This window comes from Marinomonas maritima, from assembly GCF_024435075.2.
GTDB classification, from domain to species: Bacteria; Pseudomonadota; Gammaproteobacteria; order Pseudomonadales; family Marinomonadaceae; genus Marinomonas; species Marinomonas maritima.
In genome coordinates this window covers 16353-28957 of sequence record NZ_JAMZEG020000002.1, presented here as the reverse complement: position 1 = coordinate 28957, position 12605 = coordinate 16353, and the positions used below count along the sequence as shown (strand labels likewise).

The 12605-nt window shown below is 42.1% G+C and carries 12 protein-coding genes, 1 tRNA gene and 1 pseudogene; 3 read left to right on the top strand and 11 right to left on the bottom strand.

Annotation, left to right across the window (positions count from 1 at the left end; translation table 11 throughout):
* Positions 1-49 precede the first annotated feature (49 nt).
* The 4 genes and pseudogenes from M3I01_RS06220 to uvrB all read right to left on the bottom strand — a co-directional run.
* Positions 50-250: pseudogene (locus M3I01_RS06220) on the bottom strand (transposase); the annotation flags it as partial.
* 649 nt (positions 251-899) lie between these two features.
* Positions 900-976: transfer RNA gene (locus M3I01_RS06215), tRNA-Val, on the bottom strand.
* 82 nt (positions 977-1058) lie between these two features.
* Positions 1059-1247, bottom strand: a complete 189-nt coding sequence (locus tag M3I01_RS06210) for a hypothetical protein (protein ID WP_112140242.1) — start codon at positions 1245-1247, stop codon at positions 1059-1061.
* Positions 1248-1277: 30 nt separating this feature from the next.
* Positions 1278-3305: an excinuclease ABC subunit UvrB gene (gene uvrB / locus M3I01_RS06205; RefSeq protein ID WP_255894856.1), complete on the bottom strand. Its 2028-nt coding sequence runs from the start codon at positions 3303-3305 to the stop codon at positions 1278-1280.
* A gap of 342 nt (positions 3306-3647) precedes the next feature.
* On the opposite strand from uvrB, the gene M3I01_RS06200 reads away from it, so the two are divergent.
* A complete protein-coding gene (locus M3I01_RS06200; RefSeq protein WP_255894849.1) occupies positions 3648-5372 on the top strand; it encodes a SulP family inorganic anion transporter in 1725 nt (574 codons plus the stop codon).
* A gap of 24 nt (positions 5373-5396) precedes the next feature.
* Here M3I01_RS06200 and M3I01_RS06195 read toward each other — a convergent pair whose 3' ends face one another.
* From M3I01_RS06195 to ihfB, 5 genes are all read right to left on the bottom strand, one after another.
* Positions 5397-5708 carry a ComEA family DNA-binding protein gene (locus M3I01_RS06195; protein ID WP_112140248.1) on the bottom strand — a complete coding sequence of 104 codons (312 nt, stop codon included), beginning with the start codon at positions 5706-5708 and terminating at the stop codon, positions 5397-5399.
* A gap of 139 nt (positions 5709-5847) precedes the next feature.
* The gene (gene pyrF / locus M3I01_RS06190) at positions 5848-6555 is read right to left on the bottom strand and encodes an orotidine-5'-phosphate decarboxylase (protein ID WP_255894847.1); all 708 of its coding nucleotides are present in this window, start codon (positions 6553-6555) and stop codon (positions 5848-5850) included.
* Between the two features lie 55 nt (positions 6556-6610).
* Positions 6611-7789: a lipopolysaccharide assembly protein LapB gene (lapB, locus tag M3I01_RS06185; protein ID WP_255894844.1), complete on the bottom strand. Its 1179-nt coding sequence runs from the start codon at positions 7787-7789 to the stop codon at positions 6611-6613.
* A gap of 5 nt (positions 7790-7794) precedes the next feature.
* Positions 7795-8118, bottom strand: coding sequence for a LapA family protein (locus tag M3I01_RS06180; protein ID WP_255894843.1), 324 nt, complete (start codon positions 8116-8118; stop codon positions 7795-7797).
* Between the two features lie 74 nt (positions 8119-8192).
* Complete coding sequence (gene ihfB, locus M3I01_RS06175; RefSeq protein WP_255894840.1) at positions 8193-8498, bottom strand: integration host factor subunit beta; 306 nt, start codon at positions 8496-8498, stop codon at positions 8193-8195.
* Between the two features lie 208 nt (positions 8499-8706).
* Between ihfB and ppa the strand changes: the two genes are divergently transcribed.
* Positions 8707-9237 (top strand): inorganic diphosphatase, encoded by a 531-nt coding sequence (ppa, locus tag M3I01_RS06170; protein ID WP_255894836.1) that lies wholly within the window; start codon positions 8707-8709, stop codon positions 9235-9237.
* Positions 9238-9337: 100 nt separating this feature from the next.
* Here ppa and trxB read toward each other — a convergent pair whose 3' ends face one another.
* Together trxB and M3I01_RS06160 are read right to left on the bottom strand one after the other, a co-directional pair.
* Entirely contained in the window at positions 9338-10291 is a 954-nt protein-coding gene (gene trxB / locus M3I01_RS06165) for a thioredoxin-disulfide reductase (RefSeq protein ID WP_255894834.1), read from the bottom strand.
* A 156-nt stretch (positions 10292-10447) separates the two neighbouring features.
* On the bottom strand, positions 10448-11197 hold the full coding sequence (locus M3I01_RS06160; RefSeq protein ID WP_255894833.1) for a HesA/MoeB/ThiF family protein: 750 nt from the start codon (positions 11195-11197) through the stop codon (positions 10448-10450).
* A gap of 82 nt (positions 11198-11279) precedes the next feature.
* On the opposite strand from M3I01_RS06160, the gene M3I01_RS06155 reads away from it, so the two are divergent.
* Positions 11280-12578: an inosine/guanosine kinase gene (locus tag M3I01_RS06155; RefSeq protein WP_275564976.1), complete on the top strand. Its 1299-nt coding sequence runs from the start codon at positions 11280-11282 to the stop codon at positions 12576-12578.
* Positions 12579-12605 lie beyond the last annotated feature (27 nt).

The window sequence follows — 12605 nt, the reverse complement described above, 5'->3', positions numbered from 1 at the left end:
TTCTTTTAGTAAGAGATAAACCTTCAAACAATGACTCTGAAACTCCATAAAGTCGCGCAACTTCGTCGCGTCGAACTGAATCGTCCGCTTTTCTATTCGCTTCTGGTTTGCTGTATCGGGCAATCCAATCATGCATACTTTTGTAACTAACGCCAAGTCGCTCAGCCACTTCTGCAATCTTATAGCCGCGCTCAGTGACTTGTTTAACGGCTTCAATTTTGAACTCATCGGTATAACGTTTTCCACTCATAATTCACCTCATGTTTACCTATTATTATATAGCTATGAGATGTCTATTAAAGTGGGTCCATACCATCAAGGGTTCTAGCCGTTTCTGTTAGGCTATTAAGTGTTTTATTATAACTTTATTTTTAAATAATAGATAAAGAGAGTGTAGAACACCAGCAAGAAGCGACTAATGCAATTTCCTAAATTCTAAGTTTAGAAAAACACCTTAATTGCTTAACAGCCTAACAAATAAAGCCGCCAAAGCCTTACCACTATTGGCTTACAGCCCTATTAAGTGACCTGTTAGGCTCGTGCCGTCTTACCCGCGCCTAATGTGTTGGGTTATTAATTCATCATTCCGAAAATTAAATGGGTTTTCGGAGTCCCTAAAGAACGAATTTTCAGACGCCACTATTGAACTAAGGTTTTACTAATAAAAGGCTAAAGTAGACTAGGTTAGACATCCTACCATTCTTCAAAAACCTCTTACGCGCAAAAGATTCCACACAATGAACATGAACTGAACACTAGATGATCAAATATTAAGAATCATAAGAAAAGAATTAACTATTTTCAGCTTGTTTTGTTTAGGAATGTTTAACTTTATAGTTTGCAGATACAAAAAAGCCCCGACGTTGTGAGCAGTCACTAACCGTCGAGGCTTTATAATTTGGTAGGGCTAGGCAGATTCGAACTGCCGACCTCATCCATGTCAAGGATGCGCTCTAACCAACTGAGCTATAGTCCTAAAAAGTGTTGGCTATTATACGCAGAGAGTTGGTTTTGACAAGCCTTCTTCCGTGTTTTTTGAAGCCTTTGTTTTAAATAGGTTATTCACTTAAAGGGACAAGCAGTTCGTGGCCGATTACTTGATCAATCAAGCCATAAGGAACCTTGTATTTTTTATCTTTAAATTTAACAAGAGCATAGTCATAACACATTTCAAGCACAGTACAGTTCACTATTACACCGTTATCGATAACACGAATAATGTTGTAGCTTCTGAGGGTAATGGCCATTCAAGGCTCCTTTTTCTTTGAATCCAAGAGTTACGACTCACCAACGTCTTTTAGTTTTTTCTGCAACTGACGAATCTGATCTCGATAACCACCAGCCAGCTCGAATTTAAGCTCTTCAGACGCTTGCATCATTTCTTTCTGCAACTGGATCATAGCTTTACGAACCTGAGCTACGTCTTCCATGCTTTCCACTTGATAATCTTTGGCTGTTTCAGCCACTTTTTTAGCTTTACCACCACGCTTTCCTGCACCTGGGTTATAAGCCCCTTCCATGATATCTTCCACGGATTTGGTGATGCCTACTGGTGTAATACCATGCTCTTCGTTGTGTGCTTTTTGTTTTTCTCGACGACGATCTGTTTCGCTGATCGCTCGTTCCATTGAACCGGTAATGCGATCGGCGTATAAAATGGCTTTACCATTGACGTTACGGGCCGCACGACCGATGGTCTGGATCAGGGATTTTTCCGAGCGTAAAAAGCCTTCTTTATCGGCATCAAGAATCGCCACAAGACTCACTTCAGGAATGTCCAATCCTTCCCGCAGTAAGTTGATACCCACTAAGACGTCAAACTCACCCAAGCGTAGATCACGAATGATCTCGACTCGCTCTACAGTATCAATGTCTGAGTGCAAATAACGCACGCGAACACCATGGTCGCTCAGATAATCACTTAAATCTTCCGCCATACGTTTAGTTAACGTAGTGACTAAAACGCGTTCACCAATAGGCGCCCTTAGGTTAATTTCAGACAATAAATCGTCTACCTGAGTCGCTACAGGTCGGACTTCTAGAATGGGGTCAATCAAACCTGTTGGTCTAACAATTTGCTCTACTACCCAGTCTTGATGCTCTGCCTCGTATTTCCCTGGTGTGGCTGAAACGAAAATAGTTTGCGGTTTAATCTGTTCCCACTCTTCAAATCGCATTGGTCGGTTATCAAGCGCAGAAGGCAATCGAAAACCATATTCAACAAGGTTTTCTTTACGAGAACGATCCCCTTTATACATAGCCCCAATCTGCGACACCGTCACATGGGATTCATCGATAACCAATAATGCGTTCGCAGGTAGGTAATCAAATAACGTCGGTGGCGGCGAGCCTTCTTCACGACCAGATAAATAACGAGAGTAGTTCTCTATGCCATTACAATAACCCAGCTCTTGCATCATTTCTAAATCATAGCGAGTACGCTGTTCTAGACGTTGTAGCTCAACCAGCTTGTTCAAAGATTTAAGCTGCTCTAGGCGCTGATCTAACTCAACTTTAATTCGCTCAATGGCAGCAACAACCGTTTCTTTTGGCGTCACATAGTGCGTTTTCGGATAAATAGTGACACGGGGGACTTTACGAATAGTTTTGTTCGTCAAAGGATCAATCATCGATAAGTTTTCAACTTCGTCATCAAAAAGCTCGATACGAATTGCCGTCTCTTCAGAGTCCGCAGGGAAAACTTCAATAACATCGCCACGAACTCGGAAATTACCGCGCTCTAAAACCAAGTCATTGCGGGTGTATTGCAGTTCAGCCAAGCGACGCAACACTGCCCGCTGATCAATACGATCACCTCGATCCAAGTGCAACATCATTTTCAAATAAGACTGAGGATCACCCAAACCATAGATCGCCGATACGGTTGCGACAATAATAACGTCTTCTCGTTCAAGTAACGCTTTAGTGGCAGACAGCCGCATTTGCTCTATGTGTTCATTGACTGACGAGTCTTTTTCGATAAAGGTATCTGATGCAGCCACATAAGCTTCAGGCTGATAGTAATCGTAGTAAGACACAAAATATTCTACGGCGTTGTTCGGGAAGAACTCTTTGAATTCCCCATACAACTGCGCCGCCAGGGTTTTGTTGTGCACCATGACTATCGTTGGACGCTTAACCTGAGAAATCACATTGGCAATGGTGTAAGTCTTACCGGAGCCCGTTACACCTAATAAAGTCTGGTGAGCCAAGCCAGCTTCTACACCACGAACCAATTTTTCGATGGCTTTTGGCTGATCGCCTGCGGGTGAGTAAGATGAAACAATTTGAAACTCTTGCGACACGGGTTTTTCCTAAGCTTTACAATCGACTCAACAGACTAGCAAATTTTACCTACGGCGTCTGGTATTTCCGTTCACCTTCTCGTTGAAAACAACCAAATTCCATTATTCAGACGTCGTCTAAAAAGACCTCAATTCCAAGATGAACACATAAAGAGATAAGCTTATAACTTAATGAGATTTTATCGGTCGCTGCCCTATCAAATAAGGCACCAAAAAAGTACCATATTCAACACACTAAGACTCATGTGACTAAGAAAGAATGAGCGTACGAGCAGGTAATTTACTACTGACTGAAAATAGCAGACAGAGCCTAACACTCCCATCACTTGGCATCAGAACCTCATGAAAAAATTTGCTAAATATTTACCAGCGCTAACTTGGCTCAAAAGCTACCAAGATGCTGATTTAAAAAGTGATACCGTCGCCAGTATCGTCTTCACTATCATGGTCATTCCACAAAGTTTAGCTTATGCCATGCTAGCAGGCTTACCCGCTATTACGGGGCTGTATGCCAGTATTTTACCTTCTATTCTATATTCTTTATTTGGCACCAGTCGCTCACTCGCAGTGGGACCCGTGGCGTTAACCTCTGTCATGACCGCCTCTGCCGTTTTGCCCTTTGCCGTTTCTGGCACCGAACAATACGCCACTGTAGCGATTCTATTAGCCTTCATGTCTGGTGTGTTTTTATTAGTGTTGAGCTTATTACGTTTGGGCTTTTTGACCAACCTACTAAGCCACCCTGTGATCTCCGGTTTTATTAGCGCCTCTGCCTTATTAATTGTCATTGGGCAACTCAAGTACCTGTTAGGCATTCAATCTGAAGGTGACACTTTGTTACCTCTAGTGCATAGCCTGTACCTTCATGTGAATAATATAAATTTACCCACTTTTATCCTAAGTTTAGCGTCTATCACCTCTCTTTTATTGATGCGTCGCTATTTTGCTACCTTATTAAAAAGTCTCGGCTGCTCAGCGCAAGCCATTCAATTGTTTGGCAAATCAGGACCTGTTTTGGTGGTCGTTGCAGCGACAGTAACCGTTGCTCTATTGTCTCTTGAAAACATGGGCGTCAGTATTATTGGTAGCGTGCCGATCAAACCATTAACGCTCAATATGGAAGGCATCAACTGGAAGATAGTCGAAGAGTTATTACCCAGCGCTTTTTTGATTAGTATTGTTGGCTTTATTGGTTCGGTATCCGTGGCGCAATCCTTTGCCGCTAAACGACGTCAAGACATTGACCCGAATCAGGAGCTTGTAGGGCTTGGTCTGGCCAATATAGGTTCTGCAATGTGTGGTGCATTTCCTGTTACTGGTGGTTTTTCTCGTACCGTATTAAATGCAGATTGTGGTTCAAAAAGCCCAATGACAGGCATTATTTCAGCCTTATTGATATTGCTCACGTTACTCTTTCTAACACCTTTGTTTTATTATTTACCGAAAGCGATCTTAGCGTCCATTATTTCTATCTCTATGATGCAGTTGGTCAGTGTACAAGACCTACGCAACTTATGGCGCTTTTCTAAAAAAGAGGCCAGCTTATTAATTATTACCTTTAGCGTCGTAATGATTGAAGGTATGGAAACGGGCTTGATTGTTGGCGTAATTCTTTCGATTTTGTGTTTTCTATGGCATACCAGTCACCCACACATCGCCATTGTTGGCAGACTACCGGGGACAGAGCATTTTCGTAATGTACAACGCTTTACGGTAGAAACTCATCCAAGCATTCTTACTGTGCGTATTGACGAAAACTTATTCTTTGCCAATGCCAGAGTATTTGAAGAAAGATTACAAAGTTTGGTTTCACAAAACACGGCCATTAGACATTTGATACTAATGTGTACCGCCGTCAATATGATTGATGCAAGCGCGCTACAAAGTTTGGAAAAAATCGTCGATCGTTTAGCCGATTCTGATGTAAAACTGCACTTATCGGAAGTGAAAGGACCAGTGATGGATAGGTTAAAAGATTCAAAGTTACTTGATAACTTAACTGGCCAAGTGTTTATCACTCAGCACCAAGCTATACAAGCATTAGAAGATAAACAAACCAAAAGTTAGCTTATCTTCCATACTTACTAAGGCTTAATTTATTTTATTGTCCGCATCCAGTACTTGAATCACCGTGTGATTACGGTCAATAGTCTTAGGGCCGATTCCTTTTACTCTTGCCAATTGACTAATAGATTCAAAATGCCCGTTGGCGTCTCTATAAGCGATAATAGCTTCCGCTTTTTTTATACCAATACCAGACATAACCGCTGAAAGCTCAGTAGCTGTTGCGGTATTAATATCCAAAGGTGTGGCGGCAAAAAGTGAAAAAGGCGTTAAAGCCAGGGAAATAACAAACAGTGAGCGGAAAACACAGACACGAAAAATACGATTTAAGTTCTTCATATAAACATCCTTTTAAAATGGGGCATGGCATCTTGCCAATAAAAAAAACCACTTAATGTATCGCCAATAAGCCAACACTAATAAGTGGTTTTTAGAATAAAAGGTTTTTTCTCAGACTTCAAGACTCATTAAGAGTAATTTACGCCATCACGCCCAAATCCATATTCGCCTGAGTTAACACAGCAATAGGATCCTTGGCCTGAGTAATAGGACGCCCCATAACAAGATAATGACTGCCCGCGGCCATGGCCTGAGCAGGCGTCATAATACGCTTTTGATCACCCTGATCAGAACCCGCAGGGCGAATCCCAGGCGTAACCAATACAAAGTCTTTACCAAGCTCCGTAGACAGCATACTGGACTCTTGTGCAGAACAAACAACACCATCCATTCCCGACGATTTCGCCAACGCAGCGAGGCGTTTAACGTGTTGCTCAGGCGTTGCATCAATGCCAATTTCAACAAGATCAGATTGGTCCATACTTGTTAGCACAGTCACCGCAATTAATAATGTCTTGTTATCAGACAATTGCTGTAATGCATTTGCGGAAGCTTCCATCATGCGGCGACCACCAGACGCATGAATGTTTACCATCCAAACCCCTGCTTTGGCCGCAGCACTCACCGCATTCGCCACGGTATTTGGAATGTCATGGAATTTAAGATCAAGAAAAATATCAAAACCCAATTTATGCAGTTCGTCTAAAATAACAGGACCAGCTGTTGTAAACAGCTCTTTACCGACTTTAACTCGACACTGGTTAGGGTCTAGTCGTTTCGCCATCTCAATAGATTGCACCATGGTTGGGTAATCTAGGGCAACCACTATAGGGGATTGGCAGCTCATTCAGTGTCCTCTTTCTTTCAGTTTCTATCGATTAATGTATACAGTACCGTTGGTATTATTCGCCTTCTAAGCCATGAATAGGCTTAACAACACCCCAGTTTTTACAGCTAGGGCATTGCCAATGCAGTTGATGACCAGAGAAACCACATTGACGGCATTGGAATTTGTGTTTAGCTTGCACAAGCTGATCAATAAGCTCAAAAAGAACCACTAAGTGTTGCTGGTTATAACCCTGAGAATCCGCAAGCTGCAAACTAATCAGCTCTTTGAAACCCTTAATTGTTGGATGCAACCTGAGCTGTTCGACCAAAAACATTTCAGCGTAATCTTTGTCTGTTTCCATATAATGCTGAACAAGCGCCATAATCAAAGCGGTGGATGGTTTCTTTTGGTTTTGGTCTTGTAAAAATTTGATGTAACCACTGCTGCCCCAAACTTTTTGATAACACTCTTTTAATTGAGGAATGATGATAGAGATAAATTCGGGATCTTGATCTGCTGCATGCTTCAATTCTTTGATTGCATCACGATAACGACGCTGACTGTTTAAAACGTCTGCGGCTCCAATACTTGCTCGAATACAACTAGGATCAACCTCTAAAGCCAATTTGTAGTGCTGAAACGCCAATTTCCACTGCTCTTTTTTTTGTAACTCTTGCGCCATTTCACAATGAAAATGCGCTAAGCGTTTAACCTCTTTTTTAGTAGGCGCTTCTTTTATAAGCTCAGAACCAATTTGAATCGCTTTATCCCAACTCTGTTCAAATTCATAGAGATCCACCAGTAACGTCAGAATTTTAGGCTGAAATTCGCTTTTCCGCGATGTGGATGCCATGTTTAGCAACAAGCGCCCTGCTCGATCTAATAAACCCGCCGACATAAAATCGCTGGCCAACTCTAATTGCACCATGCGCATTTCACGTTGCGATATTTCAGGACGAGCAAGTAAGTTTTGATGTATGTTGATGGCTTTTTGAATTTCGCCTTTCTTACGGAATAAATTCCCTAGTGTAAGGTGTATATCAAACGTATCGGAATTGACTTCTAAAGAATCGACAAAGGCATCAATTGCCTCAGAGTGCTGATCATTAAGTAAATGATTTAGACCACGAAAATAATCGGTAGGAATACTTTTTTTGGTCTGCTTATTTTTCTTAGTCGAGTTTTTACGACCCATTGCCCAGCCAACAAAAAGCGCGACAAATAGAACAAAAAACAACCCAATTTCGGTCAACTCAATTACTCCTTCCCGACAGAAAGCTCTTTGGTAATAGAGGCTTTACGTAAGGTATCCACTTCATCACGTGCTTTTTCGTATTTTCGGGTCAACACTCGAATCTGACGCTCACTTCGCATATATGCAATGGAGCTTATTAATAGAGCAACACAAGCACCTACCGTAAAAGATAAAATGATATAGAGAGCAACACTTAATTGAGGACCCTGCCAAAAAACAAGATCAAGAGGAATAAGTTGCGGATTTCGGATGGCAAAAAACACACCCACGGCGAGAAAAAATACAACGAGAACGGTGTAAATAACTCTTTTCAGCCATTTAAACATAAAACAACCTACCTAAAATAGAATGGCGATATTATGCCGTGATAGCTCAAAGATTTCGAGGCATAAGACGTAAATTAGTTAAGTTCATTTATCTCGTCATCAGGTAAATTGACCAACTCTCTCAATTCCTTACCCGGTTTAAAATGAGGTACATATTTCGCACTTAGCTCAACAGACTCTCCAGTTTTAGGATTTCTACCAATTCTAGGTGCTCGATAATGCAGAGAAAAACTACCAAAGCCTCTTATCTCGATACGCTCACCATTCGCCAAAGAATCAGACATATGCTCCAGCATTGCCTTAATTGCTTGCTCAACATCTTTCACCGGCAAATGGGATTGCTGATCGATTAGCAGCTCTATCAGCTCAGATTTTGTCATTACTGTCCTCGCGACTATATTTTGATCACAGTGTAAGACTAGCTAAATTCAGAAAGAAAGCAATAAGTTAACGCACTTTAGAGTTATTTTTACTCAATTTATTCTATTGTAATAGCGAATATTACGAATGGATGCGTTCCACAACTAGCATAGAAGCAGTCTAGCTTTTATAATATTGCCCATATTTAACACATTGGAAGAAATAATCATGAGCTATAGCAAAATCCCAGCGGGCAAAGATGTTCCAAATGACATCAACGTAATCATCGAAATTCCAGCGCAAGCGAATCCAGTAAAATACGAAGTCGACCATGACATGGACGCACTTGTTGTTGATCGCTTCATGACGGCACCAATGTTTTACCCAGCAAACTATGGCTATGTAAATAATACATTAGCTGACGATGGTGACCCAGTAGATGTATTGGTAATTACGCCTTATCCTGTAGTTCCTGGCTCTGTTATTCGCTGCCGCCCTGTTGGCGTTTTAAACATGTCTGACGAAGCAGGCATGGACGCGAAATTAGTTGCGGTTCCTCACGAAAAGCTAAGCAAAGAATACGGTCACATCCAAGACGTGAACGATATTCCACAATTGCTACGCGATCAAATTGAACATTTCTTCGAAAACTACAAAACCCTTGAAAAAGGCAAGTGGGTAAAAGTTGAAGGCTGGGCAAACGCCGAGGAAGCGAAAAAAGCCATCATTGAAGGCGTTGAAGCTTACAACGCACAATAGGATAACGACTAAGACGTTATCTCACTGCTAAAGACATAAAAAAACCGATCCTAAGATCGGTTTTTTTATGTCTATTAACTTCCTAATGTTACTAAGAAGTTTATTCCATAGAGTCAAGGAAGCGCTCAGCGTCTAGAGCGGCCATACAACCTGTTCCAGCTGAGGTAATTGCTTGGCGATAAATGTGATCAGACACATCACCCGCCGCGAAAACACCATCAATGCTTGTTTGAGTTGCGTTACCATGCGAGCCAGTTTGAACTTTAATATAGCCATCTTTCATTTCTAGCTGGCCTTGGAAAATATCTGTATTTGGCTTATGGCCGATAGCAATAAATACACCCGCAACGGCGAGATCTTTTGACTCACCTGTTTCATTGTTCTTAATACGAACACCTGTCACACCCGCGCTATCACCCAACACTTCATCAAGCTCAGAATACCACTCAATTTTCACATTGCCGTTTTTCGCTTTTTCCATCAATTTATCCGCCAAAATTTTCTCTGAACGGAATTTATCACGACGGTGAATAACGGTAACCGTTTTTGCGATATTAGACAGATACAGCGCTTCTTCAACTGCCGTATTACCACCACCAACTACCGCTACGTCTTGATTTTTATAAAAAAAGCCATCACAAGTTGCACAGGCTGATACGCCCTGCCCCATGAATTTCGTTTCGCTTTCTAGGCCCAAATATTGAGCACTGGCACCCGTTGAAATGATCAAGGCATCACAAGTATAAACACCACTATCACCTTCTAGACGGAAAGGACGATTTTCTAAATCTACTTTATTAACCTGATCGAAAATAATTTCTGTTTCAAAACGCTCAGCATGCTTACGCATACGCTCCATCAATTCTGGACCTTGTACGCCTTGATCATCACCTGGCCAGTTATCAACATCTGTCGTTGTCGTCAACTGACCACCCATTTGCATACCGGTAATCATTACAGGATTAAGATTGGCACGTGCGGCATACACAGCCGCCGTGTAACCAGCGGGGCCTGAACCTAAAATCATCAGTTTAGCGTGTTTTACATCGCTCATGTTATTGCTCCTGTAAATGAATGCTTGCCTGACACCTAAAGATGACAAGCTAAAAATGCTGTGATCGATTCTAACGAAAATCGGGTGAAATTCTTAGAGAAAAATATTAATTACTGAGATAGGGGCTATCTATGAGTTTTCAAGCGCTTGTCTAATTTAAAGTGAACAAGCCACACATTCTGGGTCTGGTGTTAAACGCATATCACGCCAGCGACCTTCAAATCCATCAAACAGTCGCAACAAACCGTGTTGAACTTCACCACAGCCACTGGCTAACTTTAACGCTTCAAGCCCTTGAAAAACGCCTAATAAGCCAACAACAGGCGCAACAATACCACTTTCATTGCAGCTTAACTGCTGATCCGATAACGAAGGATAAAGACACTCATAACATGGCGTAGATTTTTGATGGTACAAAAAGCTTACTAACTGGCCTTCCCATCGAATAGCGGCGGCACTGACCAGCGGTTTTTTTAACGCCAAACACGCGCGATTAATTGCCTGTCTGGCAGTGAAATTATCAGTGCAATCCAACACAACATCTGCTTCTTCAACCGCTTTTGATAGCGATTCGCCAGATAGTTTATGAGCAATAGTTTGGATTTTCACTGCCGCATTTTTTTGAGAAAGCTGTTCTGCTGCGGCCACCACTTTATTTAGACCAATCTGGCTTTCATCGTAGAGCACTTGACGAGGAAGGTTGCTGCTTTCCAACTGATCTCCATCAGCTAAAGTCAAATATCCCACCCCAGATGTCGCCAAATAGGTCGCGGCAATATTCCCAAGCCCACCCAAACCAATCACCAACACTTTCGCTTGAGCAAGCTTCAACTGCCCTTGGACATCGAAATTCGGCAATAATAATTGACGGCTGTAACGATCTAACTCTGATTCGTTCATTTTCATCCTACTTTCTTTGTGTTCATCCTGCCCGACCAGTCAATTTTTTGATAAACTGGCGCTATTATCCATTCCATGAGCACTTACCATGAGATTTCCCGGCAGACGTAAACTTAAACATTATTTTCCGGTATCTCAACCAAAACCGGTGTTACCTACTTCAGAAGTACAACCTGATAAAGACACCTATATTGTTGGGTTGGATGAAACCATTGTCGATGTGGTTGCCAATGTCTCCGATCAATTTCTAGAGACATTCAACATTCAAAAGGGCCTATCAAACCTTGTGGACCCTGAGACTGCCTCCGCAATTTACAGCGAATTAACAGCACAGCAATGTATATCGGATCATTTTGCTGGCGGAACCATTGGTAATACGATCCATAACTACTCCGTGCTGGCAGATGATAAATCTGTTTTGCTTGGCGTCATGTCAGCCAATATCACTTTGGGGTCTCCAGCTTATCACTATATCTGCCACACCAGCAGTAAAGTCGATATGAATCATCTTCAGGGCGTGGCTGGAGATATTGGCCGCGGCATCACCTTGATTACACCTGATGGCGAACGAACCTTCGCTATTGCACCAGGTGACATGGATGAACTCGATACTGACCACATCCCAGAAAACATCATCGCTGGGGCGGCGGCACTAGTCACTTGCGCTTACCCATTGAGACATCAAGGTAAACCCATTAAACAAGCCATGGTAACGGCGTTGCAGTACGCTCATCAGCATCATGTGCCAACAGTGCTAACATTAGGCACTAAGCATCTAGTAGAAGAGCATCGAGAAGAACTGCTTGAACTCATTAAAAACTATGTAAACGTGCTCGCCATGAACGAACTAGAAGCAGAAGCACTCACAGGCTTTGCTGATCCACTTCTAGCTGCTGAGGCAATGCTAGAGTATGTTGATATCGTTTTACTCACAGCAGGCCCTGATGGTATGTATCTCTGCGGCCATACTGACGACGATTTTAAACGTGAAACCACTAACCCGATTAAGTCAGGTGGTTTGGCAGATTTTAACCGTTGGGAATTCAGCCGTCCAATGTTACGAGAAGCCTGTAAACAGCCGATTAAAGTTTTTTCGCATATTGACCCTTACATGGGCGGACCAGAAAAAATCCGCAACACCAATGGCGCGGGTGATGGGGCGTTATCCGCGTTATTACATGATATTTCAGCAAACCATTTTCACAAAGAAACCATTCCAAACTCAAGTAAACACTCAGCTCCTTTTTTAGCTTACTCTTCGTTCGCTCAGATCTGTAAATACTCCAATCGCGTTAGCTATGAAATACTCGCTCACAACGCGTCTAGGCTTTCCAGAGGGTTACCAGAACGAGAAGACAGTTTAGAAGAAGCGTATTGGGAAAGATAAATTAATCCTATTCTTCAGACATAAAAA

Bases quoted from the DNA above. Each gene is read 5' to 3' on its own strand.
- M3I01_RS06210 (WP_112140242.1), bottom strand. From the start codon at position 1,247: ATGGCCATTACCCTCAGAAGCTACAACATTATTCGTGTTATCGATAAC.
- M3I01_RS06200 (WP_255894849.1), top strand. From the start codon at position 3,648: ATGAAAAAATTTGCTAAATATTTACCAGCGCTAACTTGGCTCAAAAGC.
- M3I01_RS06195 (WP_112140248.1), bottom strand. From the start codon at position 5,708: ATGAAGAACTTAAATCGTATTTTTCGTGTCTGTGTTTTCCGCTCACTG.
- pyrF (WP_255894847.1), bottom strand. From the start codon at position 6,555: ATGAGCTGCCAATCCCCTATAGTGGTTGCCCTAGATTACCCAACCATG.
- M3I01_RS06180 (WP_255894843.1), bottom strand. From the start codon at position 8,118: ATGTTTAAATGGCTGAAAAGAGTTATTTACACCGTTCTCGTTGTATTT.
- ihfB (WP_255894840.1), bottom strand. From the start codon at position 8,498: ATGACAAAATCTGAGCTGATAGAGCTGCTAATCGATCAGCAATCCCAT.
- ppa (WP_255894836.1), top strand. From the start codon at position 8,707: ATGAGCTATAGCAAAATCCCAGCGGGCAAAGATGTTCCAAATGACATC.
- trxB (WP_255894834.1), bottom strand. From the start codon at position 10,291: ATGAGCGATGTAAAACACGCTAAACTGATGATTTTAGGTTCAGGCCCC.
- M3I01_RS06160 (WP_255894833.1), bottom strand. From the start codon at position 11,197: ATGAAAATGAACGAATCAGAGTTAGATCGTTACAGCCGTCAATTATTA.
- M3I01_RS06155 (WP_275564976.1), top strand. From the start codon at position 11,280: ATGAGATTTCCCGGCAGACGTAAACTTAAACATTATTTTCCGGTATCT.